A 25,557-nucleotide genomic window follows, 5' to 3' on the forward strand; every position below is an offset into this window, starting at 1 on the left:
TGTTCGCGCTCCCTCTTACTGGTGGTCGAGCATGCCAAGCACGCGCTTGGCGATGATGTTGTTCTGGATTTCGGTCGAGCCGCCGTAGATCGTGGTCGCCTTGCCGAAGAGCCAGCCACGCGTGCCCGCAAGCTCTGCATCGGAGAAGCCCTCGCCCTCCCAGCCGAGCGCCTGGTAGCCCATGATCTCGATCAGCATCTCGGCCCTCTCCTGGCCGAGCTTCGTGCCGAGTTTCTTGAGCACCGAGGCGATATCGGACACGCCGCCAGCCGCCTTCGATTCCTCGGTCGCGCGGCGCGCGGTGAGGAGGAAGGAGTTCCAGCGGATTTCGAAGTCCGCGATCCGGTCGCGCATCACCTTGTCGGCCAGCTCGCCATCCTCGCCCACCTCGAGGTGCTTCTTCGCGATGTCGGACATGCTCGCCCCCATCAGGCGCGCCATGGCTCCGCCACCCGACAGGTTGGTCCGCTCGTGCTGGAGCAGGCGCTTGCCGATGGTCCAGCCCTGCCCTTCTTCGCCGACGAGGTTCTCCTTCGGCACCTTCACGTCGGTGAAGAAGGTCTCGCAGAACGGGCTCATGCCGCTGATCATCTGGATCGGGCGCACTTCGACGCCGGGCGTATCCATGTCGATCAGCAGGAAGCTGATGCCCTTGTGCTTGTCGCTGCGGTCGGTGCGCACGAGGCAGAAGCACTTGTCCGCCCATTGCCCGCCGCTCGTCCAGGTCTTCTGCCCGTTGACGAGGTAGTGGTCGCCCTTGTCCTCGGCCATGGTCTGGAGGTTCGCAAGGTCGGAGCCGGCATTGGGTTCCGAATAGCCCTGGCACCAGCGGATCTCGCCGCGGCAGATCGGCGGGATATGCTCCTTCTTCTGCTCCTCGCTGCCGTATTCGAGCAGCGTGGGGCCGAACATCATCACGCCCATGCCGCCGATCGGGTTGAATGCGCCGACCTTCGCCATTTCCTCGTTGAGGATGCGCGCCTGTTTGCGCGACAGGCCGCCACCGCCGTATTCCTTCGGCCAGGTCGGCGTGCCCCATCCGCGGCTGCCCATCGCCTTGCGCCACTTGGCTTGCGCGTCGTTTTCGTTGGTCGGGCCTTCCACGCTGGCGAGCGCATTGCTCTTGCCTTTCAGTTCGGGCGGGAAGTTTTCGGCGAGGAACTGCTTCACCTCCTCGCGGAAGGCAGCCTCCTCGCTCTGCGTGTCGATCTCTGCTTGGGTAGCCAAGGCTCTCTCCTCTTATCGCGCGGGCCCGCCGAGCGGTGCGTCGCGTTGCTGTTGCTCGCGGGCTTCGGCCTCCCGGGCCCGCAAGATTTCGATGTTTCTCTCGTGCCGTTCGCGCGTGATCGGATAGAACAGCAGGATCAGCGCGCCGACCGTCCAGAGTGTGATCGAGGTCGGTATGTAATGGATCAGCAGGCTGTCGACCACGTCTTCGGAAATGGTCGCCGGGTCCGCCTTTTCCGGAAACTGCGATAGCGCCAGGACCTGCCCGGCCACGAACAGGCCGAGCGCGTTGGAGCATTGCTGCATGAAGCTCGAAGCGGAAAAGAACGTGCCTGCCGTATGCCGCCCCGTTTCGACCGCGCTGTCTTCGACCACGTCGGCGAGCATGGAGCTGGTATTGATCAGCGAGATCGCGACCATCGCACCGTAAACCGCGCCGATGACGAACAGAGTCGGCACCAGCAGCTTGTCGCCCGGCACGAAGAACATGTCGAACAGGCTGAGCAGCAGCGGGGTGAGGCCGATCGAGACGCCGAGGACCGCAAAGATCATCGAACTCTTGCGCTTGCCGAGCCAGTTGGAAAAGCGCGGCGCGAGCGGCGCTGCCAGCGTCGCCGCGACGAAGCTGTCGAGCGTGAGCAAGGCAAGCTGCGTCGTGTTGAGCTGGAAGAGATAGGTCCCGAAATAGAGTGTCGTCGCGCTGTAAAGCCCGATGGCGGTATATTTGAACACGCCGAAGCCGAAGATCGCGAGGAACCCGCGATTGCCGAATGCCGCGAACATCTCTTTTAAATGACCCATCATGGTCATCTTCGGCCCGTCCGTCGCTGCGTCGGCCTGCCGCATGTAGGGGATGCGGCTCTTGGTGCCGAAAGCGCAGACCAGAATGGCGATAAAGATCAGGATCGCGCCGAGCGTTGCGAAATTTACGTAACTTTCCGGGTTCAGCTGACCGCGCGGATATTCCTCGCTCTCGATGAAGATGAAGGCGAGCGAGAAGGAGGTGAAGCCGAAGGCGCCTGCGTAGCCGAACCAGTAGCGCAGCGAGAACAGCTTGGTCCGCTCCGCGTAAACGTCGGTCAGTTCGGGCGCCATTGCCGAGGCGTTGATCTCGAATGCGCTGATCGCGGCCCGCGTTGCCGCCGCGAAAGCGAAGATCCACAAGCCCAGCTGCACATGGCTCAACCCGTCGGGCGGAAACCATGTCAGGAAGAAGAAGATCGTGGTCGGCACGGCCGCGGCGAGCATGAAGGGATGGCGCCTGCCCCAGCGCGAGCGCGTCACATCGGCCCAGCGGCCGAGGAACGGGTCGACGATCGCATCGACCAGCAGCGTCATGGCCAGCGCGGTCCCGACGATTGCTGCAGGAACGCCGACGACCTGGTTGAAATAGAGCAAAAGGTAGCTCGAGAAAGCCGCGCTCTTGATGCCATTGGCCATCGCGCCGAAGCCGTAGCTGACTTTCGTCCCGGTCCTTAGCGGCGGAATCCCCGATTGCGCCTGCGATCCGCCGTCGGCGACGGCTGCTTCACCGCTCATGCGGCAGCCTCCGCCGCGTCGGCAATTTCCTCAACCGGATCGTACATCGCCCGGGCTGCATCGCGGCGATGGAGCAGCGAGTATTCTGGGAACATGGGGTCGTCGACCTCGCGGTATGCCCGCAGGTGCTGCTTCGCGACGGTGACCTTGTGCACCTCGGTCGGTCCGTCGGCGATACCCATGACCATCGAAGCGATCAGGTTACCGACGAATGGCATCTCGTTCGAGACCCCGAGCGAGCCATGGATGTGGATGCAGCGCGAGGCGATGTCGTGATAGACCTTCGGCATCAGCGCCTTGATCGCGGCGATATCCTTCCGGACCTTCCGGTAATCCTGGTACTTGTCGATCATCCAGGCGGTCTTGAGGACGAAGAGCTTGAATTGCTCGAGCTCGATATAGCTGTCGGCGATCTGCATCTGCACCGCCTGGTAGTCGCTGATCGCCCCGGTCCGCGTCTTGCGGCTGACGGCACGCCGGCTCATCGCGTCGAGCAGGCGCTTGCAGCTGCCGACCGTGCGCATCGCGTGATGTACCCGCCCACCGCCGAGCCGGGTCTGCGAAATCGCGAAGGCACCGCCCTGTTCGCCCAGCAGGTGATCGGCCGGAACGCGCACGTCGGTATAGCGAACGTAGCTCTCCGAGCCGCTTTCCTGCCCGTAGACGCCGACATTGCGGATGATTTCGACACCGGGCGTATCGACCGGCACGATGAACATGCTCATCCGCTGGTGACGCTGCGCCTCGGGATCGGTGACCGCCATCACGATCAGGAAGTCGGCCCATTTGCCATTGGTCGAGAACCACTTCTCGCCATTGATCTTCCAGTGATTGCCGTCGAGCTCTGCTCTGGTGACGAAATTGGTCGGGTCGGAGCCGCCTTGCGGCTCGGTCATGGAAAAGGCGGAAACGATCTCGTTGTCGAGCAGCGGCTTTAGATACCGCTCCTTCTGTTCGGGAGTGCCATAGTGCGCGATGATCTCCGCATTTCCGGTATCGGGCGCCTGGCAACCGAACACGATCGGGGCGAAGGTCGCGCCGCCGAGAATCTCGTTCATCAGCCCCAGCTTGACCTGGCCGTAGCCCTGCCCGCCCAGCTCCGGACCGAGGTGGCAGGCCCACAGGCCCTTGGCCTTAACCTCCTCCTGCAAAGGGCGGACAAGCGCGTTTCGCCGCGGATTCTTCACATCGTAGGGGTGAATGCCGAGCATGCCGAGCGGCTCGACCTTCTCGCGCACGAAGCCTTCCATCCAGTCGAGCTTCTCCTGAAACTCGGGATCGGTTTCGAAATCCCATGCCATCGACTCTCTCCCTTCGCGGCACTTTTGAGCCGAGCATACCCGTCTTTCGAAAGAGGGCAAGAAGATGGAGAGGTCAGGTCGGTTGCGCCGATGCCGCGCCACCAGTCACGACGCCTTTGGTTTTGCCGTTAGCGCAAGGATGCGGGCTAGCTGCCCGCTCTCGCCAGATTGATACCCTCGGCGATGCTGGAGATGTATTTCATCGACAATTCGGTCATCGGGCGCAGGTCCTCTGCCCCTCGTTCGCCCATCTTCCAGTGGCCGTTTTCGTCACGCGCGATCCACTTCTTCGCTTCCATCTTGGCAATCTTGCGGCGCACCGTCTCGCGCGGAATGCCGGTCACCTGGGCAATGGAGAGGGTGTTCAGCGGCTTCCGGAAATCGATGTCGCGCCGCTTGAGCAACTCCGAGTAGCTGAAGGAGTATGGCAGCTGGTCCTTGGGGAGGATCGCCGCCCCGACGACCGCGAGGATCAGGGTGGAATCGAGGTCCCCGTCGAAGGCTTCCCTCAGTTCGCTCAGGAGGGCGATCATGCCTTCGACATGGCGGGGCCACAGGATGGAGAAATGCTCTTCGGCGATGTTCACGGCGACGTCCTTTTTCCAACTGGATGTTAGCGCTCTCAGCGCGATGCCCATTTTGGGTAATCGCACTATGGCCAAAACTGCAAGCGCCAGCAATCAGTGAGGAAACGGGTCGCTGATTCCACCTATTGGGGAGTTGGCTTTATGCAGTTGGAAGCTGTCTTGTCGGCAAAAGCTGGCGGCATTCGCCTGTTACGAGGCGTACCGCTTGCGGCAGGGCTACTAGCCGCTTCGATCATCACTGCTCCCGCAGCCTTCGCCCAAGAGGAACCCGCCACGCAGGGCGCAGACCAGGAAACCAGCGACACCCAGATCAAGTTCACTCTCGAAGGCGGCATCAACGCTGTCGCCGAGGAGAACCTCTATTGGAACCTCGCCGACCGCTTCGCGCCTTCGGCCAATTTCGATTCCGATACTCAGTGGCTGGAATTCTATGCGAAGCCGGGCGTCGAACTGACCCACAATCTTGGCGGCGACAGCGAGCTCTACGGCGGCTTTTCCGTAGTCGCTTCCGCCACTCTCGGCACCGATGCCTTCGACAAGTCGGACACCGGCCGGGTCACGATGGAAGAAGCCTATCTCGGCATTCGCACCGGTTCGATCGAAACGGGCCAGTTCGACCTCTCCATCGGCGCGCAGGAACTGAAGCTCGGCACAGGGATGCTGGTTTCCAACGGCGCATCCAACGGTTTCGAGCGCGGCGCGGTCAAGCTGGGGCCGCGCAAGGCGTGGGAGCGGACCATTATCGCCCGGTTCCGCAAGCAGGGCCTGACCACCACCGCATTCTTCATCGATCCCAACGAGCTCGCATCGAACGACACCAAGACACAGAGCGTGGGCGGTGACATCCGCTACGATTTGGGACGAGGCGATTTCGTCGGGGTTTCCTACGTCAACGTGCTCCAGTCGGGCGCACCCTATCCGCAGGCCGCGCCCGGCGGTATCGGCCCGCCCAACTTCCTCGATGGAGGTCGCGACGGCCTGAACGCCATTTCGTTCTACAGCCTGATCCATCCGGCAAGGGAGGCAGCACCCGGATTCTATATCGGCCTCGACGGGGCCTATCAGTGGAACGGCCGGCTCGACCTCGATGCCTGGGGCGGGCGCCTCAAGGTCGGCCACGCGTGGAACGACAAGCCCTGGCGCCCGGACCTGTTCTATTCCTACCAGACCTTCTCAGGCGACGATCCCGATACGCCGGAACTCGAGCGTTTCGACCCGCTGCACTACGAAGGCTCTCCGGCAAGCTGGGCCACCGGTTCGAAAGCCGCGCTGGTCTTCATCAACTCGAACGTCCAGTCGCACCAGCTGACCCTGCGCACGATGCCGAGCCCGCGCGACTTCCTGACTTTCAGGGCCGCGCATATCCGGGTGAACGAGCTGCGCAGCCCGATCCAGTTCGGGCAGGCGACGCGCCTGGAAATCTCGGACGACCTGGGCAGCGTTATTTCCGGGGTCACGGCGAACCACCTCGCCGACGATTTCTTCGTCGAATACACCCGCGTCCTCACCCCCAACATCTTCCTGACCGGCGGCTTCAGCATCTCGGTACCCGGCAAGGGGATCGAAAACGCCTTCGGCGGCGATGCGCCGGCCTGGACCGGAGGATTCGTTAACGTCGTCATGAATTTCTGAGCCGGCCCGACGGGCCTCGTGGACACAGTTCAAATGCAAGGAGTCGAAGTGATGAAAAAGCTTGTAATCCGCTCTCTGGCCGCTGGCGCACTGGCCGCAAGCGCCGTCGGTTTGACCCCGGTCGTTGCTCAGGAAAACGACGAGGAAGCCCTGAGCGAGGAAGAGCAGGTCGATAACGGCCTGAAGAACTTCGGCTATATCGCCGGCCTTTCCCGCAATTGCGTGGCCGAGAACCAGCAGGTCGCGTTCGAGCGCGACGTGCTGGAAGTGCATGCCTCGATCAGCCGCCTGCTGGGCGTCGACCGCGCTTTCCTGTTCTCCGCCGCATTCGGCTACGGCACGAGTGTCGCCATCGAGCAGGAGAACTGCGCGGAGGTACTGCGCCAGTATGAGAGCCGGACCAACAAGTTCCGCGGCGCAGCGAAGGAGGATTGATCATGCATGGCAAGATCCTGGTCCTGCTGGGTGCAGCGACAGTCCTCACCGGCATGCCTTCCGAAGTCCAGGCGCAGAGCTGGGAAGTGCGCCGCGAGATCCGCGAAGCCAATCGCGAGGTCAATCGCGAACGCCGCGAAGCGGACGCCCGAATCCGGCGCTGTGACGACCGCGAATGCGTCGAACGCGAATATCGCAGGGCGAACCGCGAGGTCGCGCGCGAGCGGCGCGAGGCCCGGCGCGAAGTGAGCCGCGAAATCCGCGAGGATTATTACGATCGCTTCTATCGCGGGAACGGCCGCTGGTGGCGCGACGGGCGATACTGGAACCGCAACGACTACCTGCGTCGCTACTACAAGCGGCAGGACAACGACGGGGCCGACGTCCTCAAGGGCGTACTCATCGGTGCCGCCGTGGTCGGCGTGATTGCGGCGGTGACCGACGACGACGACTGATTTCCTTACACAGGGAGTAACTTCATGCGCTTCATGTCCAAATTGTCTTCGGCTGCCCTCTCGCTGGCGCTTGCAGCCGCAGTCTCCGTTCCGGCGAATGCGCAGGAGCGCCAGGCGCCTCTCTCGGCCGAGGAATCCGATCCGCGCGTCATGGGCTGGATGGTCGGCTCGCCGCCGCCGGAGGACAAGATCATCACCCAGCCGGACTCGGTCTATTTCAGCTTTCCGCGGCTGAGGTGGAGCGTATGCCACCTGCGCGAATTCCTCCCGACGGAAGAAATCAGTCGCGGGCTGGGTGCGCCGGTTCCCCTCTCCTACCTGCCGCCCGATCAACTCGGCGAGTATGCGCAGGAAATCGACGCGCTGACCTTCACGCCGATGAACTCGGACGCGCAGATGACCTGGGAGGAATCGCTCGGCGCCAACTACACCGACGGGCTGCTGATCATGCACAAGGGCCGCGTGGTGTACGAGAAGTACTCCGGCTGCCTGACCGAGGAAGGCAAGCACGCGGCGATGTCGATGACCAAATCGCTCACCGGCCTGCTGGCGCAAATCCTCGTCACCGAGGGCGACCTCGACGAGACGGCGCGCGTGATCGACATCATCCCGGAAATCGAAGGCAGCGCCTTCGCTTCGGCCACGGTGCGAGAAGTGATGGATATGACCACCGGGGTCAAATATTCGGAGAACTACGCTGATCCGAACGCAGACATCTGGGTCTATTCGCGCGCGGCAAGCCCGCTTCCGAAGCCCGAAGGCTACACCGGGCCGAACGGCTATTGGGAATATCTCCAGCAGGTCCAGCCCGAGGGCCGGCATGGCGATGAATTCCACTACAAGACGATCAATTCGGACATGCTGGGCTGGATCATCACCCGCGTGACCGGCAAGTCGGTGACAGAGCTGGCATCCGAACGGCTGTGGTCCAAGATGGGCGCAGAACAGGCCGCCTACCAGACGGTCGACGGCAAGGGCGTGCCTTTCGCGGGCGGCGGCCTGACTGCCAGCCTGCGGGATCTCGGCCGGCTCGGCCAGCTGATGCTCGACGAAGGCGTGATCAACGGCAAGCGCCTGTTCCCCGCCGAAGTCGCGCAGCGCATCCGGCAGGGCGGCGATCCGTCGAAGTTCGCCGGTTTCCCGACGATCCCGAACGGCAGCTATACGAGCCAGTGGTGGGTGTTCCACAACGACCACGGCGCCTACGCGGCGCGCGGCGTACACGGCCAGACGATCTACGTCGACCCGACCGCGGAAATGGTCCTCGTCCGCTTCGCGTCCTTCCCGACGGCTGCGAACGGCAGGATCGATCCGACCTCGCTGCCGGCATACCAGGCCGTGGCCGAATACCTGATGGCGAAGGATTGAGGCGGGCCTCGTGGCGAACCAGGCGATATCGGTAACGAGACTGGCTGCATTCTGGCTGGCGGCTCTACTGACATTCGCCTTGGCGTTCGCCGCGCAGGCACAGGAGCCGGAGGCTGAACAGCAGGGGCCTGAAGCCGTCGAGGCAGAGGCCCCTGCCCAGCCGGCGGAAACCGGACTGGTGGCACTAGCAAGCTCTCCCGACACGTCAGTCGCCGAGCTGTCTCACCTGCTGGTGCCGTTGACGACTGATGAACTGGCCCAAGTCAGCGAAGTCTGGTTCGAGCTCGTCCGCGACAAGACGGAAGCGATCGCACGGGCCCAGGCGGAGCGGGTGAGCAGCGCCAATCCCGACGATCCTGAACGGATCAGCGCGATCGTCAGCCTTGTCGAGCAACGTGCGCGCCTGCTTGAAAAATATACGCTCGTGATCGACTCGCTCGAGCGCAAGGGAGGGGACGCCGAGCTAGTCCAGAAACTGCGCTCCTACCGGCAAGGCATCCTTTACGAGGAAACCGCGCTTGCCAGTACGAGGGCGCTGTTCGGCTCCTTCATCGAATGGCTGGGAAGGCCGGATGGCGGGATCGCCCTGCTGCAACGCATTTTCATCGCGTTCCTGGCGCTCGCGCTGATCGTCCTCGCGGCCCGGATCGCACGCGGCTTCGTGAAGCTGTGGGTCGGCCGTTTCACCCGCATCTCGAAGCTGCTGCAGGCCTTCATCGTCGGCGCATTCTTCTGGCTGTTCATCCTCGCCGGCATCATCATCGTGCTCGCCTCGATCGATGTCGACATCACGCCGCTGTTCGCGCTTATCGGCGGCGCATCCTTCATCCTCGCCTTCGCGTTCCAGGACACGCTCGGCAACCTGGCCAGCGGGCTGATGATCATGATCAACCAGCCTTTCGACGAGGGAGACTACATCGAGGTCGGCGGTGTCGGCGGGACGGTGAAGAACGTCAGCATGGTCGGCACGACGGTAGCGACGCCCGACAACCGGATCATCGTCGTTCCCAACAAGAACGTCTGGGGCAATGTGATCGTCAATGCGACGGCCAGCGAGACGCGGCGCGTCGACCTGGTCTTCGGCGCATCCTACGACGATCCCATCCAGGAGGTGCTCGACGTGCTGACAGAGCAGGTCGCGGCCCACCCCAAGGTCCTGTCGGACCCGCCGGCCGATATCCGCCCGAACGAACTTGCCGCGAGCTCGGTCAATTTCGTGTGCCGGCCCTGGGTCAAGGCCGAAGACTACTGGGACGTGAAGTGCGACCTGACGCAGCGCGTCAAGGAAGCCTTCGACAAGGCAGGACTATCGATGCCCTACCCGCAACAGGACGTGCATCTGAAAGTCGCGCCCGAGAACTCCGCCTGAGCCGGTCCGTCGGCGTCGCTTGATCAGCTCGAGGCGTTCGTGACGAACCGCCCGAACTTCCCGCCGTCGGCAATCACTTCGCGCGCGCAGTTGTGGCCCGGCGCGCCGGTTACGCCGCCGCCGGGGTGGTTGCCCGCGCCGCACATGTAGAGGCCCTTCACCGGGCCGCGATAGGCGCCGTGGCCGAGGACAGGGCGAGCAGACCACAGCTGGTCGAGGCTCATGTGGCCATGCATGATATCGCCGCCGACGAGCCCGAACTTGTCGTAGAGCCCCTTCGGGCTGAGGATCTGGGTTCCGAGGATCGAGGCTCGGAAACCGGGCGCGTGTTTCTCGACCGTGTCGATGATCGTGTCCGCCGCCGCGCTCTCCTCGTCGTCCCAGCTCCTGCCATCGGGCAGTTCAGGCGCGAATTGCTGGCAGAACAGGCTGGCGACGTGCTGGCCTTCGGGCGCGAGGCTGTCGTCCACCGTGCTCGGGATGAGCATTTCCACGATCGGCGCCTTCGACCAGCCATGCGTCTTCGCGTCGAGGAAGGCCTTGTCCATATAGTCCAGCGTCGGGGCGATGATGATGCCGCTCTGGTGGTGCTCGCCCGGCTCGGGCAGCGCGGTGAAGCGCGGCAGCTCGCTCAGCGCGACATTCATGCGGAATGTCCCGCCGCCCGCCTTGAAGCCGCGCATCCGGCGACGGAAATCCTCCGGCTGGTGGCTCTCGTCGAGCATCTTTCCGTAGAGCAGTTTTGGCCCGACATTGGCGATGACGCGATTTGCAGCGACTTCCTCGCCGCTCTCCAGCTTCACGCCAGCCACCTTGTCGCCGTCGACCAGTACCTGCGACACGGGGCTTTCGAGGCTGATCTCGACCCCCGCCTGCTCGCAGACCTTGGCCATGATCTGCGTGATCGTACCCATTCCGCCGACGCTGTGGCCCCAGGCGCCCTTCTTGCCGTTCACCTCCCCGAAGACGTGGTGCAGCAGGACATAGGCGCTGCCGGGCGTATCGGGCGAAGCATAGTTGCCGACCACCGCGTCGAAGCCGAAGGCCGCCTTCACCGCTTCGCTTTCGAACCATTGGCCTAGGAAACTGGTGGCGGACTTGGTGAAGAGATCGAGGATGTCGCGCTTCGCCTCGAGGCTCAGCTTCGCCATGCCCCAGCCCTGCGATGCCCCGGCGATCAGCGTGCGCAGCCCCTCGCCGACGTTGGGCGGGCTCTTCAGCGCAAGGTCGCGCAGCACCTCGGCGACACCTTCCAGCGCGTCGTAATAGGCAGGCAGCACCTCTGCATCACGGTCGGAGAACTTGCGGAACTCCGCTTGCGTGCGATCGAGCCCGCCGCCGAGCTTGAGATAGCCGCCGTCTTCCTGCGGCAGGAAGTTCGAGATCGGCCGTTCGATCACGCGGTAGCCGTGATCGTGCAGCTTCATGTCGGCGATGACCTTGGGCTGCAGCAGGCTGACGGTGTAGCTCGCCACTGAATTGCGGAAGCCGGGGTGAAATTCCTCGGTCACCGCCGCACCGCCGACGACATCGCGCCGCTCGACAATGCGCACGCTGAGGCCTGCCTGGGCGAGGTAGAATGCACAGACGAGGCCGTTGTGGCCCGCACCGATGATGACGGCGTCGTATTGCTTGCTCATGCGCGGCTCCATCCGGCGGCGGGTCGATGTTCGAGGCGCGCCTCGGGAATGAGTTCGCGCACGCGTTTGCAGAAATTCTTCAGGCACACTTCCTTGTCGGACAGCGGCCCGATTGAGAAGCTGCGGCTTTCCATGCCCTGCTGTACGCGGGTGATCAGCGCGGTATCCTCCGCATTGACCTGCCGGTTGATGCGCCAGTTAAGATAGCGCGCGGCGCGCATTTCGCGTCGCCATTCGTAGTCGGGGGCGTCGGGCAGGACGTAGCTGATCTCGCGGATCAGGCACTCGGTCGGGCCGACGGGCAGCCACTGCATGAAATCGACCTGGTCGGGATAGATGTCGAACGCGACATTGGGCCAAAGCTTGAAGTAGAGCCAGTGGCGCTGCCGATCCTCGGGCAGGTGCGGCACCGGGGGCAGGATGCGCTGGTACAGGCGCTCGGACCAGTTGTCGGACGCCTTGTCCATCAAATCGCCCCACATCCGGTCGACATGCGGCTCCGCCTCCACGCCGTAGCTCTTGCCGAACAGGCGGGTGAGGCCGGGATGGGCGACGGGGATGTGCAGGCCGTCGGAGTAGTTGTCGCCCACGTTCTTCCAGTTGACCGCGCGCGGGCGCAGGGTGACGCGGCCGAGCGCCTCCAGTTCCGCGAAGCGATATGGCGCGACCATGGTTTGGTAGGGGGCCATCATCTGCGCGACCGAGGGGCCTCCGTCGTCCTTCAGGCGCACGAAGATGAAGCCGTTCCACACCTCGAGGTCCACTCGCGCCAAGCCGGCCTTGCTCTTGTCGAGCTTGGGATAGCTGGCGCTGTCGGGCACGCCGGAGAGCCTTCCGTCGAGTTCGTAGGTCCAGGCGTGATAGGGGCAGACCAGCTTCTTCGCGCAGCCGCTTGCCCCATCGACGATACGCGAGCCGCGATGGCGGCAGACATTGGTGAAAGCATTGAGCGCCCCGTCGCGGGCGCGCACCACGATTACGCTCTCGCCGATGTAGTCGAGCGTGTGCCAGTCCCCGGCGTTCGGAATGTCGCTGACATGGCAGACGACCTGCCAGCTGGGCGCGAAAATGCGCTCCTTCTCGACCGAGAAGAACTCCTCGTCGGAATAGGTCCAGGCCGGCAGGCTCCAGCCATCGAGCGGATCGGGCTGAGAGTTATCATTGCTTTGGGGGCGAGTTGCCACGGCGCGCTCCTTGCTATACGGTCGTATAACAAGGCGATGGAAAGACCGCAATCCACCTTCACCCGGGCCGACCCGGACGAGCGGCGGCAGAGCCTCATCGAGGCGACTGCGCGCGTTCTGGCAGATCGCGGCGCAGCCGGGGTGTCGGTTCGGACGATCTGCGCCGAAGCGGGCGTCTCGCCGGGCTTGCTGCGGCATTATTTCGCAGGCGTGTCCGAAGCGATTGCCGAGGCCTATCGCTGGACCGGGACGAACATCGACACGGCCCTGGCCGCGGCCGTCGAGGCTGCGGGCGACGATCCGCGCGCCCGGCTGCTCGCCTACCTCGCCGCAAGCTTCCGTCCGCCGATCGCCTCGCCCGAATTGCTCGCGAGCTATGTCGCCTTCTGGAGCCTGAGCGGCAGCGATCCTTCCGTCGCTGCGGTGCGCGCGGAAGTTTACGGCGAGTTTCGCTCGGGACTGGAGGAGCTTATCCACGCCCTGCGGCCCGAGCTGGAGGACATGCGCCTCCCCGCCGTTGCGCTGACAGCGCTAATCGACGGGCTGTGGTTGGAACTCTCGCTCGGCAATGCACCCTTCACGGCCGATGAGGCCGAGGCGCTGGCGGAACGCTGGCTAGACGCCCTGCTCGGCTGAGGCCGGCCCGCGCGCATCCTCACGCCGCGCCAGCCACCACAGCGGCAGGCCGGCAACCATCAGCACGAGGCTCCATCCGCTCGCTTCAAGTCCCGCACCCCACAACGTCCAAAGCGCATACAGAGCCCCGACGAGTGCAAATCCGCGCGCCACCCGCATGCGCCATGCCGCCAGGGTGCAGGCGAGGTAGAGCCATAGGGCGGACGAAGTCGAAAGCAGCAGCATGAATTCATAGATACCCTGCATGCTGCGGCTCGAATTGAGCAACAGGCAGGCGGTCGCGACGAGGGAAGACGCGATCAGGGCGCGGCGCGGCGTCCCGCCATCGTCGGTCCGGCCCCACCAGGCGGGCAGCATGCGGCGATCGGCCATGTTGCGCGGCATCTCGCCCTGCATCAGCACCCAGCCATTGATCGCGCCGACGCAGCTGACGATGGCGAAGAGCGATACGAGCGCCGCCGCCTCCGGATTCCAGTAAGTCTCGATGAAGGTAGCCAGCGGCGCGGGCGAGGCGGCGACCAGTGCCTCCGGCAGCATCAGGGCGACCGCGCTGCATACCAGCAGGTAGACCAGCCCGGTCAGCGCCGTCCCCCACATGGTCGCGCGCGGGATATTGACCTGCGGGTTTTCGACCCGCGCTGCAGCAAGGCTCGCGCATTCGAAGCCGAGGAGAGCGAATAGCGTGAGCGCGGCAGCTCCGCGCAGGTCTACCCCGTTGATCTCGCGCATCTCGAAGGGACGTATCTCGCCGCTGCCCGATCCCAGAACCAGTGCAGCGATCACGATAATTGCGATGAGCGGCAACAGCTTGAGCAGCACGGTGACGATCTGGAACCGTCCCGCCGCATGCACGCCGCGCAGGTTGATCAGCGTCATCGCCCACACCAGCGCGATTGCGCTTAGCGCCGGGGCCATGGCGGTTTCGCCGATGGCCGGGATGAACATCGACAGGTAGCTGACGCCAGCCACCGCGATCGATGCGACTGCGGTCCACACCGATACCCAGTACACCCACGAAACGAGAAAGGCCGGCAAGCGTCCGAAGGCCTCGGTCACGAAACCGGCCGGATCGGCGGCCAATGGCCGGCCCTTGGTCAGCGCGGCCAGCACCCAGGCGAGCACCAATGTGCCCGCCGTCGTGACGATCCAGCCGAGCACGGCATTCCAGCCGAACGGTGCGAGGCTGGCAGGCAGCAGGAACACACCCGATCCGATCATGTTGCCCATCACCAGCGCGATCGCGGCATAGAGGCCGAGCTTGCGGCCCGAACCTTTCGCTGGCGCGCTAGTGTCGCTCACGCTCAAACCCGGGCTAGGCGCGAAGCGTCGCAATAGGACGTTGCGCCCGAGTGGCAATCAACGATCTGCAATCTGTCGGTGGCTGGCAGGATCCCCTCCCCTCGCCGCTACAACCCCTCGCGTATCATGCGCCCCGGGTCAGGGATAGTGGCCCTGCAGCCCCGGACAGGAGTACCCGTGCGGCAAGTGCTTCAGAGCGACTGCCCGTCGTCGATGGTCAGCGTAGCTCCGGTCACATAGCGCGAGCGGTCGGATGAGAGGAAAATCACTGCGTCATCGAGCGCATCGATGTCCATGATGCGCCGCCGATGCCAGCCTGCGATCTGGCGTTTCCCGCCCTCGCTGTCGAACCACCCTCCGGTGAGCTCGGTCTGGATATAGCCGGGTTGTATGGTGTTCACATTGATGCCCTGGCGCACCCATTCGCGGGCGAACTGCCGCCCGAGATGCGCAACGGCTGCCTTGCTCGCCGCGTAGGCGGCATCGCCCTGATTGGTCATTTCAGCGGTGATCGAACCGATCAGGATGATCCGCCCCTGCTCGTTCTCGCGCGAACCGGCAGCGATCATCCGGCGGGCACCTTCGCGCGCCGTCAGGTAGACGCCCTTCAGATTGGTATCGAGCACGCGCGAAAGGGCTTCTGCCGAGATGTCGGTCGAACGACCGGGCTCGGTCACACCGGCATTTGCGATGATCGTATCGATGGTCCCGAAGGCCTGCTCGGCCTTGTCGAAAGCATCGGCGGTCGACTGCTCGTCGGTCACGTCCATCGCGACCGCCAGCGCCTCGCCGCCCTGCCCGGAAATCCGCTGTGCCAGGCGCTCGATCCGCTCGACACGCCTTGCCGCAACGACGACCCGCGCGCCGTGACGAGCCAGTGCCAGGGCAAGCTGCTCGCCAATACCCGAGGATGCGCCGGTCACGAGCGCGGTCCTACCTTCAAGGTCGAAACTCAGGGCCAAATCAATCCTCCTTCGTATCGTCGGGTGCCTCTTGCCGACTACGCCCGTTCGGCAGGCGCGTCGAACAGAATCCCTTCCGCTACCAGCCGATCGAACGATGAGCCTGCTTCCACCACGCACCATTCATCATCGCAGAGATAGCCACCCGCTTTCGAAGGAGAGAACGACCCGAAGCGTATCCGGGTCCAGCCTTATCAAATGTTGGGCTTCGGCTACCTGCCCCGCGAGTGTGCGGCGGGCCCTGAAAGGTCGGGCAAGAGGCTAGGAATGAATGGCGGAGAGGGAGGGATTCGAACCCTCGGTACTCTTGCGAGCACAACGGTTTTCGAGACCGCCCCGTTCGACCACTCCGGCACCTCTCCGCAAAAAGAAGCGCGGGTGCAAAAGACACCCGGTCGCATGGGGAGCGGCGCGATTAGCGGAGGGATTGCGGCTTGCCAAGCCCTTTCCTGCACCCAGATGGGGACGGATTTGGCACCCCTATTGTTTCGCAGGTGCAAAACACCATATCCTGCCCGTTATGGATCGCAGCCAGTTCTTTTCCCCGCAGGCGGGACGCACCATCGAGGTGCCGCGTCATGCGCGGGCGCGGTTCGGGATCGGCGATGTGGTCAAGCACCGCATGTTCGACTTCCGCGGGGTGATTTTCGACATCGATCCGGTCTTCGCGAACAGCGAGGAATGGTACGAATCGATTCCCGAGCACATCCGTCCGCATCGCGACCAGCCGTTCTACCACCTGCTCGCCGAGAACGACGAGAGCAGCTACGTCGCCTATGTCAGCCAGCAGAACCTGCTGCCCGACCCGGAAGGCGGTCCGGTCGACCATCCCAATGTCGCGGAACTGTTCGAGCAGTTTGCCAACGGCCGCTACAAGATGCGGCGCTCGCTGACGCATTGATAGCGCCGGGCGCGGCTCAGTCCTTGAGCTTCCAGCCCGACTTCAGGACCTTGTAGACGATCAGCGCCAGCAGAGCGTTGAACACGAGCAGGCCCGCGCCGGCCCAGACGACCGGTTCGGCACCAGGCCCGATATCGCTCTGCCCGATGAAACCGTAGCGGAAGCCGGAAATCACATAGAAGAACGGGTTCAGGCGGCTAACCGCCTCGAACGGACCGGACAGGTTGTCGATCGTGTAGAACGTGCCCGACAGCAGCGCGAGCGGTGCGACGATCAGCGTCGTGACGGCAGCATTGTGGTCGAACTTTTCCGCCCAGATCGAGGTCAGCAGGCCGAAGAGCGACAGCATGGCGGACCCCATCAGGCCGAACCACAGGATCGCCCACGGCGCTGCAAGATGCAGCGTCGCTCCGGGATACAGCACGATTGCCAGCGCGAGCGCACCGCCGACCATGAAAGCGCGCGTGATCGCCGCGCCAACGATGCCGGCCATCAGCTCGCCTTCGGAGAGCGGCGGCATCAATAAATCGATGATGGTGCCCTGGATCTTGCCTGCAAGCAGCGAGAAGCTGGCATTGGCGAAGGCGTTCTGGATCATCGCCATCACGATAAGGCCGGGCGCGATGAAGTCGGCGAAAGGCACGCCGAGGACCGTGCGGTCTCCGCGCCCCAAAGCGACGTCGAAGATGATCAGGAACAGGATCGTGCTGACTGCCGGGCCCCAGATCGTCTGCGTCTGCACCTTGAGAAAACGCCGGACCTCCTTAATATAGAGGCTGAGCAACCCGATGCGGTTTATGCCGGTGAAAATCGGCTCGCCTCGGGGCCGGAACCGGCTTTCCCCGCCGGTCGTTTTCCCGACAAGAGCAACCTCGTCGGTATCCGGGTCGGAATTCATGCTGGTGCGGGCTTGATCGGCCATGGGGGCGCGCCTAGGGCGAATGACTTGTGCTGGCAAGCTGCATCCGTGCAGCGCCCGCAGAAACGAACGATTGGATCAAACACGAATGAGCTGGACCGAAGAACGCATCGCCACCCTCAAGAAGATGTGGGAAGGCGGATCGACCGCGAGCCAGATTGCAGAAGAACTCGGCGGCGTGTCGCGCAACGCGGTGATCGGCAAGGCGCATCGCCTCGGCCTCAAGTCACGTCCTTCGCCGGTGAAGGCGAACGACAAGAAGGCGAAGAAGCCTGCTGCCAAGGCAAAGGCTCCTGCCAAGAAGGCTGCTGCACCCAAGGCGCCTGCCAAGAAGGCTACTCCGGCTGCACCGGCGCGCCCGGCGGCTGAGCCTGCGCCGAAGCCTGCCGCTGCAGGCCCGGCCAACCAGTCGCAACCGCTGCCCAACCCGACGCCCGACCTGCCGAAAATCGTTTCGGTCGGCCCCGGCGGCTTCCTGCGCCAGGGCCCCGGTGACCAGCAGGCTCCGATCCCGCCGGCACCGCCGCGCCGCCTGGTACCGGCCAAACCGAGCCCCGAGATCGCCGACAAGACGAGCCTGCTCGACCTGTCGGACAAGGTCTGCCGCTGGCCGATGGGCCATCCGGGCGAGCCGGATTTCCACTTCTGCGGCGAAAAGGTGAACCCGGGCTTCCCCTATTGCGTCGAGCATTGCGGCCGGGCCTATCAGGCACAGCTTCCCCGCGGTGCGCGCCGGCCCCCGCCGCCGCTGCCGTTCGGCGGTCCGCGCGTGCGCTGACTTTCGAGATCACTTCAAAAGAGGGCCGCGTCCGATTGGATTGCGGCCCTTTTTCTTGCCGCGGGCCCCGTACCTCTCGACAGCAGGGCGAGTCTCGGCGAGACAGGCGCCATGCTCCGGATATTGCTCGCCTGTTTCGCATTCCTGGCACTGGGATCGTGTGGCCCCTCGCCGTCACCGGGCGTGATAGTGCTTGCGGCATCGAGCCTGCAGGCACCGCTGGAAGACCTGGCCGAACAATGGGAAGCGCGGGGCCATGATGCGCCGGTCTTCTCCTTCGCTTCATCCGCCGCTCTTGCGCGGCAGGTCGAGACCGATGCGGCGGCCGACATCTTCATTTCGGCGGATCGGCAGTGGACCGACTACCTGCTCGCCAATGCTCCTGCGCTGCGGGAGCAGGCGCGGACAGTCGCGACGAACCGGCTCGTCGTGGGACGGCATGTCTCGGACCAGGCTGCGCCTGTCGCCGCAAGCGATCTCTCCAGCTTGCTTGCCGAAGGTCGGATAGCGACCGGCGACCCGGACGCCGTTCCGCTCGGTCGCTATGCCCGCGAGGCGCTCGAAGCTGCGGGTGCGTGGAATGAAGCCTCTCCCCGCCTCGTCTATGCCCAGTCCGCCCGCGCCGCATTCAGGCTGGTCGCCCGCGGCGAGGCGCCGACCGGTATACTCTACGCAAGCGACGTGTCGCAGACCGACAAGGTCGAGGCGGTCTTCACCTTCGATGCCGCCAGCCACTCCCCGATCGAATATATCGCGGTTCAGCTTCCTGCGAGCGGCCATCCCGAAGCGACCGAGTTCCTCGCCTTCCTCGCCTCCGCAGACGCCGCCGCGACATTCGAGCGCTACGGCTTCGGGCGCCCCTGAAACCGATGCTGACCGCCGCCGAATGGGAAATCGTCGCGCTGTCGCTTCAGGTCAGCGCGGTCGCGATCCTGTTCAGCCTGCCGATTGCCTACGCACTTGCATGGGTACTCGCGAGGAAACGCTTTCCCGGCAAGATCCTGCTCGATGCGCTGGTCCACCTGCCGCTCGTCGTCCCGCCGGTGGTCACGGGCTATGTCCTCCTGCTCCTGTTCGGTCGCACCGGCCCGATCGGCGGCGCGCTCGAAGAGTGGTTCGGCATATCACTCGTGTTCCGCTGGACCGGTGCAGCGCTTGCCGCCGCCGTCATGGCGCTGCCGCTCATGGTGCGCGCGATGCGGCTCTCCATCGAGGCGGTCGACCGGCGTTATGTCGAAGCCGCACGCAGCCTCGGTGCGAACCGCTGGCAGGCCTTCTTGCGGGTCACCTTACCGCTCAGCCTGCCGGGTATCGCTGCCGGGCTAGTGCTCGGCTTTGCCCGCAGTCTCGGCGAGTTCGGCGCGACGATCACTTTCGTGTCGAACATTCCCGGCGAAACGCGGACGCTCCCGCTGGCGATCTACAACGCGCTGCAAATTCCCGGGACCGATGTGCTGGTCGCGCGCCTCGCGGTGATCAGCGTCCTGCTATCGCTGCTCGCCCTGCTCGCAAGCGAATGGCTGGTCCGGCGGCAGGTCGGAGGGCGCGGCCATGTCCTTTGACATCGAGATTAGAATCCGCCGCGGCGAGCGCGACATTGGCGCAAGGATCGAAAGCGCTGAGCGGGTCGTCGCCCTCGTCGGGCCGTCGGGCATCGGCAAGACCAGCGTGCTGCATGCCATTGCCGGTCTGCTCCAACCCGACGAAGGCCGGATTGCCGTTGGCGGTGCGACGCTGTTCGACAGTGCGCGAGGTATCGACCTTCCGCCCGAAGCGCGCCGTGCCGGATATGTCTTTCAGGACAGCCGCCTCTTCCCGCACCTGACTGTCGAGCGGAACCTCGCCTTCGCGGCGAGCCACGCGCAGGGCGAGGCGTCTATCGGACAAGACGATCTTTGCGCCTTGCTCGACATCGCTCACCTGCTCAACCGCGATCCCTCCGCTCTCTCGGGAGGCGAAACGCGGCGCGTCGCAATTGCCCGCGCACTGCTGTCAGCGCCGCGCTTCCTGCTGCTCGATGAGCCACTGTCGTCGCTCGACCCGGAACGCGCCGAGGCGGTCCTCACTTGCATCGAGCGGCTGCGCGATACGCTCGCCATGCCGATGCTCTATGTCTCTCACAGCGCGAGCGAAGTCGCGCGGCTGACGAAAACGATAGTCGAGATGCCGCAAGCGCATTAGACTGATTTTTGTTAACTCGTGGGGAGGAACAGATGCCGCTTACGCTTTACGATGCGATCGTGCCGACATGGCTTCAGGTCACCGGTTCCGTCCAAGGGCTCATCGACAAGGCCGAGCAATGGTGCACCGACGAAGGCCATGCGCCGAGCGAGCTGATCGGCGCCTGCCTTGCGACCGACATGCTGCCCTTCGCCTACCAGGTGAAGAGCTGCTGGGTTCACTCCGCCCTGGCGCTGGAAGGCGCCAAGGAGGGCAAGTTCGCCCCGCATATGGACCCGCCACCCGACAGCTTCGATGGCCTGCGCGACCTGCTCGACCAGGCGGTGTCGGTCATGAAGGAGACCGATGCGGACGAGCTCGAGGCCATTGCGGGCAACGACATGGTCTTCACGATCGGCGACAAGTTCCGCCTCGACTTCACCGTGCAGAATTTCCTGCTCGGGTTCAGCAACCCGAACTTCTTCTTCCACGCGACCACCGCCTACGACATCCTGCGCATGAAGGGCATCGAGATCGGCAAGCGCGACTACCTCGGCCAGTTGCCGGTGAAAGGCTGACACCCGCCCGGTGGCCATGGCGCGCTTCGCTCGCTAGGAGCGCGCCCGATGAAGAAGACAGCACTGACACTCGCCATTGCCGCGGCCGCCATTCCGGCGACCGCCCACGCCAGCCTGCCTGATCCGGTGCGCGCGATGATCGATGCCGCCATCGCGACCGGCGACAAGGACAAGGTCGCCACGGTCATCGAACTGGCCCGCCAGACCAACCCCGACGACGCGGCGGAGCTCGATGCGATTGCCGATGCATTCGCGGCCGACCAGGCCGAACTCGCGGCGGCACAGGCTGCCGCCAAGGAAGAGGCCATTCGCGAATCCGGCCTGTTCGACAACTGGCGGGGCGAAGGCCAGCTCGGCGCATTCCGATCCACCGGCAACAGCAGCAACACCGGGCTGACGGCAGGACTGGAACTCGAACGGGTCGGCATCGACTGGCGGCACAAGGTCACTGCGCTCGCCGATTACCAGCGCTCCAACGGCGTGACGACGCGCGAGCAGTTCCTCTTCGCCTATGAGCCCAACATCCGCATCGACGACCGCCTGTTCGCCTATGGCCTCGCGCAGTACGAGCGCGACCGCTTCCAGGGGTTCACCTCGCGGTATTCGGTATCCGGCGGCCTCGGCTGGCGCGCGATCCGCGAGGAGGACATGACGCTGTCGCTCAAGGCAGGCCCGGCATGGCGCAAGACCGAGCGCGTCGATGGTAGCTCGACCAGCCGCATTGCAGGGCTCGCAGCGCTCGATTTCGACTGGCGGCTGAGCGACACGATCAAGCTGACCGAGGATGCGAACGCCTTCGTCCAGTCGGACAATTCGACCTTCACCTCGACCACAGGCATCGTCGCGGCGCTCGGCGGCGATTTCTCGGCCAAGGTTTCCTACACGGTGGAGCTCGACACCAATCCGCCTCCGGGTGCGGTCAAGACCGATACGCTCACGCGCATCACGCTGGTCTACGATTTCTGACGGAAGCGTTCTCCGAGAAGGAACACGACATAGCCCTTGAAGTCGGGGTCGCGCGCGAGATGGCCGGGCGCATCCCACTCGCCCCCTTCGACCAGCGCTACGCGGTACGGCAGGTCGAGCCGCTCGGTGGCGGCAAGGTAGCGCCGGTAGTCGGCCTGTGTTGTCGTGTGACGGTAGGTCTGCACCACGATCTCGTCGAGCGAGGCGGCCAAGGCAGCTAGGTCTTCGTCCGAGGCATTGGCCGGCCAGTCCATCAGCCCGGTCGCGGATAGCTGCCACTTGTCAGGCAATTGCGCGCGGATGTTTGCAAGGAAACTAGCATAGTCCCCTAGCCCGCCGGTGCTGGAATCGAAGTCGACCTGGATTCCTGTCAGGCGATCGTCGCGATCCCATTGCCGGGCGGCCGCCAGCAATTGCGCGGTGGCCTCATCGGACCAGTCGAGCCGCTCTGCCCGGACGACCAGCCATAGCTCTCCGGTTTCGACCGCCGGGATCGTCCGGCGCAGCGGGACGATCGATTCCGGATCGCCGCGCCTCAATTCCCCCCACAGCAGGTAAACCGCCTGCGCGCGCTCCATAGCAGAATGAGGCTCGACCCCGGTCCAGAGGTAGAACGCGTCGTAATCGGCCGGATCGACGACCTCGGGCGCGCTCGCAGGCTCGGGTGTACAGGCCAGCAGGCCGATTGCGGCCAGCGCGACGGCCCAGCCCCTACCAGTAATATTCGAGCTCCTTCGCCCAGCGCGTCTCGGCGTAGTCCCGCTTCAGCTGGCGGAACCAGGCCGCGCGCTGCGGTTCCTCCACGCCCTCGCCCCCGCAGGAGTTCATATTCGCCGGAGCATAGCAGCGCACCGCGCGGTAGAGCGCATAGGCTCGCTGGTCGCGGCTCGCCGAGCGGTCGGCCATGATCGAGGTGTAGAAATCGTGGCGCGGTATTACCGTGCCGCCATAGGAATTGCTGTCGCCCAGTTCCGGCGGCTCGCCCTCCCCGCGGTAGCGATAGATGATCTGGAAATCGTCGAGCCCGTTCAGCCGATAGAAGTCGCCGAGGCACAGCCGCCCGTCGATGTCCTTGGGATTGCGCAGGAGACGCTGCGCGGTCGCGTCGATCGAGCCACACGGGTAGCCGCTCGACCACTTGCCATCGGCGAAGATGTCGACCGGCGCGATTTCGGCGTCGATCACGTTCCACATGCCCTGATCCTCGTCCCGGGCGGGAAAGTCTTTCGCGAGCGGATAGTCGGCCAGGAAGCCGCGATACTCGCCGCGCTGCAACTGCTTGAGAAGCACGGTGAACAGCGCCAGGCTCCGCTCCGACACCGGGCGATCGCTTGCTCGTGCCTGCGCTTTCAGCAAGTCAGGACCGGCCGAGGAGCCGAGCAGGATGCTGCGGATGCGGCTGTCATCGATGGGCGAGCCCTTGGCGAAGACTTTGTCCAGCCGGCCCTGCTCTTCCCACAGGCGCGCAAGTGCCAGTTCGATGGCAGGGCGCTGCCAGATGCCGCTCGCGCCTTCGATCAGCTCGAGCCAGAAGCCTTCTTCGTTGCGATCGCCAAGCGCATGCAGGGCGAGCCCGCGCAGGTACTGGCGACTGAAGGCGAGCGGCGAATAGCTTTCCTGCCGCGCGTCGTCTGGCAGCAGGTCCCGCGCCGCCCGATAGTCCTGCTCGACATAGAAGGCGAAATTGGCCTTCAGGAACCCGTATAGCTCGGGGTGGTCGGCGAAGACCGCGGCCTGACCATCCAGCTCCGCCTTCGTCAGCTTCTCGTCGCCGTCTGCGTAATAGTCGTTCCGCATCCGCATCAGATCGTCGACCGCCAGCAGATAGACGTGGTCGAGCTGGCCTGCGCTTTCGCGTATCAGCAGCTTGTCGTCGACTTCGTCGATCAGCGCTGCCAGTTCCTCGTCGGTCGGCTCGGCGGATTCCAGCATATCGCCGTAGATAGCCCCGAGGCGGCCGTAGTCCTGCTGCAGCCACAGTGCCTTGCGGATCAGCCCGCTTGCCGAGGCGGCGTAGCGCCCTTGCGGATAGGCAGCGAGATAGGCGCGGAAACCCTCTTCGGCGCGCTTGGCGATAGCGGCATCGGCCTTTTCGAGATCGAACCAGCCCCACTTGTCGTCCGCGCTCTCGATCGCTTCGTTCAGCCGCGTGCGCGCGATCATGTAGAGCGCGGTTTCGCTGACCCAGGGGTCGCGATCGGCATTGCGCACCTTGGCGTAATATTCGACCGCGCGGTCCCAGCCGCCGTTGTAGAAGCTGGCCGAGCCTTCGAGGTAGCCCATGAAGGCCGTGCCTGCGTCGGGCACGCCATTCGCCCCGATATTGGTGAAGAAGCCACCATCGCCGACCGGCCCGAACCCGCCAGGCCCGTCATCCTTGCAGATGGCGGTTATCCGTTCGCGCAAGGAGCGCAGCAGGCTGTCGGCCTCGCCCTCGATCCGGCCATTGGCATCGAGCGCCATGCTGAATGCGGCCTGCCCGGTAATCGAGGTCTGGCAACGGCCACTGCCTGGATAGACCCACTCATCGTCGCCGGAATATTCGACCTCCTCGATGGGATACCAGGCATTGTGGAGGTTCTGCCAGCGCAGGAAATTGCGCCCGTAGAAGCTGCGCCATTCGAGGTCGGGATAATCGAGCCCGATGCCGCTGTTGCCCACCCGGTCCTGCATCAGGAGGAACAGGTTGACCCGGCTGTCGTTGCCGGGCGCGATCGGTATCTGGCTCGCGCAGCCGAGGTCGGGGTTCTCCGGACGCCATTCCGGCTCGCAATAGGCACCGCCCGACATGGCCGGCGTCGCCCATGCCGCGACCATCGCCGCTCCGACTACGAGAACCCCTTTGCGCATTCATGCCCCTCCCGATGTGACGGGACATAGAAACACAGCAAAGCTGAACCGCGCAAGTACGCTCAGCGCTTGCGGGTAGCGAACCAGATCGTGTGCTGCGGCCCCTTGTTGTTCGGGCGAGCGCGAACGGTGCGGACATCGACGTCGAAACCCGCTCCCTTGAGGCGGGTGGTGAACTTGTGATCGGGCGCCGCCGACCACACGGCGAGCACGCCGCCGGGGTTAAGCGCATCGCGCGCGCGGCCGAGCCCGGTCTTGGTATAGAGCCGCTCGTTGCCTTCGCGCACGATACCGTCCGGGCCATTGTCGACGTCGAGCAGGATCGCATCGTAGCGCTGCGTGGTCCCGTCGACCGCATCGTCGATCAACGCCGCCACGTCGGCCAGCACGATCTCGCCGCGCGGGTCTTCGAGGCAGTCGCCCGTCAGCTCGGCAAGCGGCCCCTTCGCCCAGTCGAGGATTTCGGGCACGACCTCGGCCACGACGACCTTCGCCTTCTCGGGTGCCCCGGCCAGCGCGGCGCGGAAGGTGAAACCCATGCCATAGCCGCCGATCAGCACGCGCGGCGCCGTAACGTCCAGCCGTTCGAGCGTCAGCTTGGCGAGCTGTTCCTCGCTGTACTGCATGCGCGTGCCCATCAACTCGTCGCGCCCGAGCATGATGATGAAATCGCGCCCGTGGCTGACGAGGGTTAGCTCGTCCCCGTCCGGGATCTGGGCAGTGGCAATCGTTTCGCGCGGCAGCATGGGCAGAGCCTAGATACGAAAAGGG

25 protein-coding genes and 1 tRNA gene are annotated in these 25,557 nt (G+C 64.5%); 13 read left to right on the forward strand and 13 right to left on the reverse strand.

The window, feature by feature from the left end; translation table 11 throughout:
* Positions 1-15: 15 nt before the first annotated feature.
* The 4 genes from EO245_RS12220 to EO245_RS12235 form a co-directional block, all read right to left on the reverse strand.
* Positions 16-1,227, reverse strand: a complete 1,212-nt coding sequence (locus tag EO245_RS12220) for an acyl-CoA dehydrogenase family protein (protein WP_128893191.1) — start codon at positions 1,225-1,227, stop codon at positions 16-18.
* 12 nt (positions 1,228-1,239) lie between these two features.
* Positions 1,240-2,766: an MFS transporter gene (locus tag EO245_RS12225; protein WP_128893192.1), complete on the reverse strand. Its 1,527-nt coding sequence runs from the start codon at positions 2,764-2,766 to the stop codon at positions 1,240-1,242.
* Entirely contained in the window at positions 2,763-4,067 is a 1,305-nt protein-coding gene (locus tag EO245_RS12230) for an acyl-CoA dehydrogenase family protein (protein ID WP_128893193.1), read from the reverse strand. The genes EO245_RS12225 and EO245_RS12230 overlap by 4 nt, the downstream gene beginning before the upstream one ends.
* A 146-nt stretch (positions 4,068-4,213) precedes the next feature.
* On the reverse strand, positions 4,214-4,654 hold the full coding sequence (locus EO245_RS12235) for a hypothetical protein (protein ID WP_128893194.1): 441 nt from the start codon (positions 4,652-4,654) through the stop codon (positions 4,214-4,216).
* 141 nt (positions 4,655-4,795) lie between these two features.
* Here EO245_RS12235 and EO245_RS12240 point away from each other — a divergent pair, with 141 nt between their 5' ends.
* The 5 genes from EO245_RS12240 to EO245_RS12260 are packed head-to-tail and all read left to right on the forward strand — an operon-like array spanning position 4,796 to position 9,913.
* Positions 4,796-6,286 carry a hypothetical protein gene (locus EO245_RS12240; protein WP_128893195.1) on the forward strand — a complete coding sequence of 497 codons (1,491 nt, stop codon included), beginning with the start codon at positions 4,796-4,798 and terminating at the stop codon, positions 6,284-6,286.
* A gap of 51 nt (positions 6,287-6,337) precedes the next feature.
* The gene (locus EO245_RS12245) at positions 6,338-6,721 is read left to right on the forward strand and encodes a hypothetical protein (RefSeq protein WP_128893196.1); all 384 of its coding nucleotides are present in this window, start codon (positions 6,338-6,340) and stop codon (positions 6,719-6,721) included.
* A gap of 2 nt (positions 6,722-6,723) precedes the next feature.
* The gene (locus EO245_RS12250; RefSeq protein ID WP_128893197.1) at positions 6,724-7,176 is read left to right on the forward strand and encodes a hypothetical protein; all 453 of its coding nucleotides are present in this window, start codon (positions 6,724-6,726) and stop codon (positions 7,174-7,176) included.
* Positions 7,177-7,209: 33 nt separating this feature from the next.
* Positions 7,210-8,544, forward strand: coding sequence for a serine hydrolase (locus EO245_RS12255; protein WP_128893569.1), 1,335 nt, complete (start codon positions 7,210-7,212; stop codon positions 8,542-8,544).
* A gap of 10 nt (positions 8,545-8,554) precedes the next feature.
* Positions 8,555-9,913 carry a mechanosensitive ion channel family protein gene (locus tag EO245_RS12260; protein ID WP_164931325.1) on the forward strand — a complete coding sequence of 453 codons (1,359 nt, stop codon included), beginning with the start codon at positions 8,555-8,557 and terminating at the stop codon, positions 9,911-9,913.
* Positions 9,914-9,936: 23 nt separating this feature from the next.
* On the opposite strand, the gene EO245_RS12265 is transcribed toward EO245_RS12260, so the two are convergent.
* Complete coding sequence (locus EO245_RS12265) at positions 9,937-11,553, reverse strand: NAD(P)/FAD-dependent oxidoreductase (RefSeq protein ID WP_128893199.1); 1,617 nt, start codon at positions 11,551-11,553, stop codon at positions 9,937-9,939.
* A complete protein-coding gene (locus tag EO245_RS12270) occupies positions 11,550-12,737 on the reverse strand; it encodes an aromatic ring-hydroxylating dioxygenase subunit alpha (RefSeq protein ID WP_128893200.1) in 1,188 nt (395 codons plus the stop codon). Before EO245_RS12270 ends, EO245_RS12265 begins: the two co-directional genes overlap by 4 nt.
* A gap of 36 nt (positions 12,738-12,773) precedes the next feature.
* Here EO245_RS12270 and EO245_RS12275 point away from each other — a divergent pair, with 36 nt between their 5' ends.
* Positions 12,774-13,373, forward strand: a complete 600-nt coding sequence (locus EO245_RS12275) for a TetR family transcriptional regulator C-terminal domain-containing protein (RefSeq protein WP_128893201.1) — start codon at positions 12,774-12,776, stop codon at positions 13,371-13,373.
* Here the strand turns inward: EO245_RS12275 and EO245_RS12280 are convergent.
* The 3 genes from EO245_RS12280 to EO245_RS12290 form a co-directional block, all read right to left on the reverse strand.
* Complete coding sequence (locus EO245_RS12280; RefSeq protein ID WP_255416945.1) at positions 13,353-14,672, reverse strand: APC family permease; 1,320 nt, start codon at positions 14,670-14,672, stop codon at positions 13,353-13,355. The two genes, EO245_RS12275 and EO245_RS12280, sit on opposite strands and share 21 nt — an antisense overlap.
* 191 nt (positions 14,673-14,863) lie before the next feature.
* On the reverse strand, positions 14,864-15,634 hold the full coding sequence (locus EO245_RS12285; protein ID WP_234026895.1) for an SDR family NAD(P)-dependent oxidoreductase: 771 nt from the start codon (positions 15,632-15,634) through the stop codon (positions 14,864-14,866).
* Positions 15,635-15,906: 272 nt separating this feature from the next.
* Positions 15,907-15,996: transfer RNA gene (locus tag EO245_RS12290), tRNA-Ser, on the reverse strand.
* 158 nt (positions 15,997-16,154) lie between these two features.
* Here EO245_RS12290 and hspQ point away from each other — a divergent pair.
* Positions 16,155-16,535, forward strand: coding sequence for a heat shock protein HspQ (gene hspQ / locus EO245_RS12295; protein ID WP_128893203.1), 381 nt, complete (start codon positions 16,155-16,157; stop codon positions 16,533-16,535).
* Positions 16,536-16,551: 16 nt separating this feature from the next.
* On the opposite strand, the gene EO245_RS12300 is transcribed toward hspQ, so the two are convergent.
* Positions 16,552-17,457: an ABC transporter permease gene (locus EO245_RS12300; protein WP_234026896.1), complete on the reverse strand. Its 906-nt coding sequence runs from the start codon at positions 17,455-17,457 to the stop codon at positions 16,552-16,554.
* A gap of 85 nt (positions 17,458-17,542) precedes the next feature.
* On the opposite strand from EO245_RS12300, the gene EO245_RS12305 reads away from it, so the two are divergent.
* The 6 genes from EO245_RS12305 to EO245_RS12330 all read left to right on the forward strand — a co-directional run bounded on the left by EO245_RS12305 (position 17,543) and on the right by EO245_RS12330 (position 21,936).
* Entirely contained in the window at positions 17,543-18,232 is a 690-nt protein-coding gene (locus EO245_RS12305; protein WP_128893204.1) for a GcrA family cell cycle regulator, read from the forward strand.
* 183 nt (positions 18,233-18,415) lie between these two features.
* On the forward strand, positions 18,416-19,096 hold the full coding sequence (gene modA, locus EO245_RS12310; protein WP_164931326.1) for a molybdate ABC transporter substrate-binding protein: 681 nt from the start codon (positions 18,416-18,418) through the stop codon (positions 19,094-19,096).
* 5 nt (positions 19,097-19,101) lie between these two features.
* Positions 19,102-19,794 (forward strand): molybdate ABC transporter permease subunit, encoded by a 693-nt coding sequence (modB, locus tag EO245_RS12315; protein ID WP_128893206.1) that lies wholly within the window; start codon positions 19,102-19,104, stop codon positions 19,792-19,794.
* Positions 19,784-20,413 (forward strand): ATP-binding cassette domain-containing protein, encoded by a 630-nt coding sequence (locus EO245_RS12320; RefSeq protein ID WP_128893207.1) that lies wholly within the window; start codon positions 19,784-19,786, stop codon positions 20,411-20,413. Before modB ends, EO245_RS12320 begins: the two co-directional genes overlap by 11 nt.
* A 32-nt stretch (positions 20,414-20,445) precedes the next feature.
* Entirely contained in the window at positions 20,446-20,970 is a 525-nt protein-coding gene (locus tag EO245_RS12325) for a DUF1993 family protein (RefSeq protein WP_128893208.1), read from the forward strand.
* Between the two features lie 48 nt (positions 20,971-21,018).
* Positions 21,019-21,936, forward strand: a complete 918-nt coding sequence (locus EO245_RS12330) for a YdiY family protein (RefSeq protein ID WP_128893209.1) — start codon at positions 21,019-21,021, stop codon at positions 21,934-21,936.
* Here EO245_RS12330 and EO245_RS12335 read toward each other — a convergent pair.
* The 3 genes from EO245_RS12335 to EO245_RS12345 all read right to left on the reverse strand — a co-directional run bounded on the left by EO245_RS12335 (position 21,924) and on the right by EO245_RS12345 (position 25,532).
* Complete coding sequence (locus EO245_RS12335) at positions 21,924-22,514, reverse strand: DUF3142 domain-containing protein (RefSeq protein ID WP_128893210.1); 591 nt, start codon at positions 22,512-22,514, stop codon at positions 21,924-21,926. The genes EO245_RS12330 and EO245_RS12335 overlap by 13 nt on opposite strands.
* A gap of 133 nt (positions 22,515-22,647) precedes the next feature.
* Positions 22,648-24,786 (reverse strand): outer membrane assembly lipoprotein YfiO, encoded by a 2,139-nt coding sequence (locus EO245_RS12340; RefSeq protein ID WP_128893211.1) that lies wholly within the window; start codon positions 24,784-24,786, stop codon positions 22,648-22,650.
* Between the two features lie 62 nt (positions 24,787-24,848).
* Positions 24,849-25,532 (reverse strand): spermidine synthase, encoded by a 684-nt coding sequence (locus tag EO245_RS12345; RefSeq protein WP_128893212.1) that lies wholly within the window; start codon positions 25,530-25,532, stop codon positions 24,849-24,851.
* Between the last annotated feature and the right edge of the window lie 25 nt (positions 25,533-25,557).

The sequence above is a fragment of the Erythrobacter sp. HKB08 genome (genome assembly GCF_004114695.1).
Taxonomy (GTDB): domain Bacteria; phylum Pseudomonadota; class Alphaproteobacteria; order Sphingomonadales; family Sphingomonadaceae; genus Parerythrobacter_A.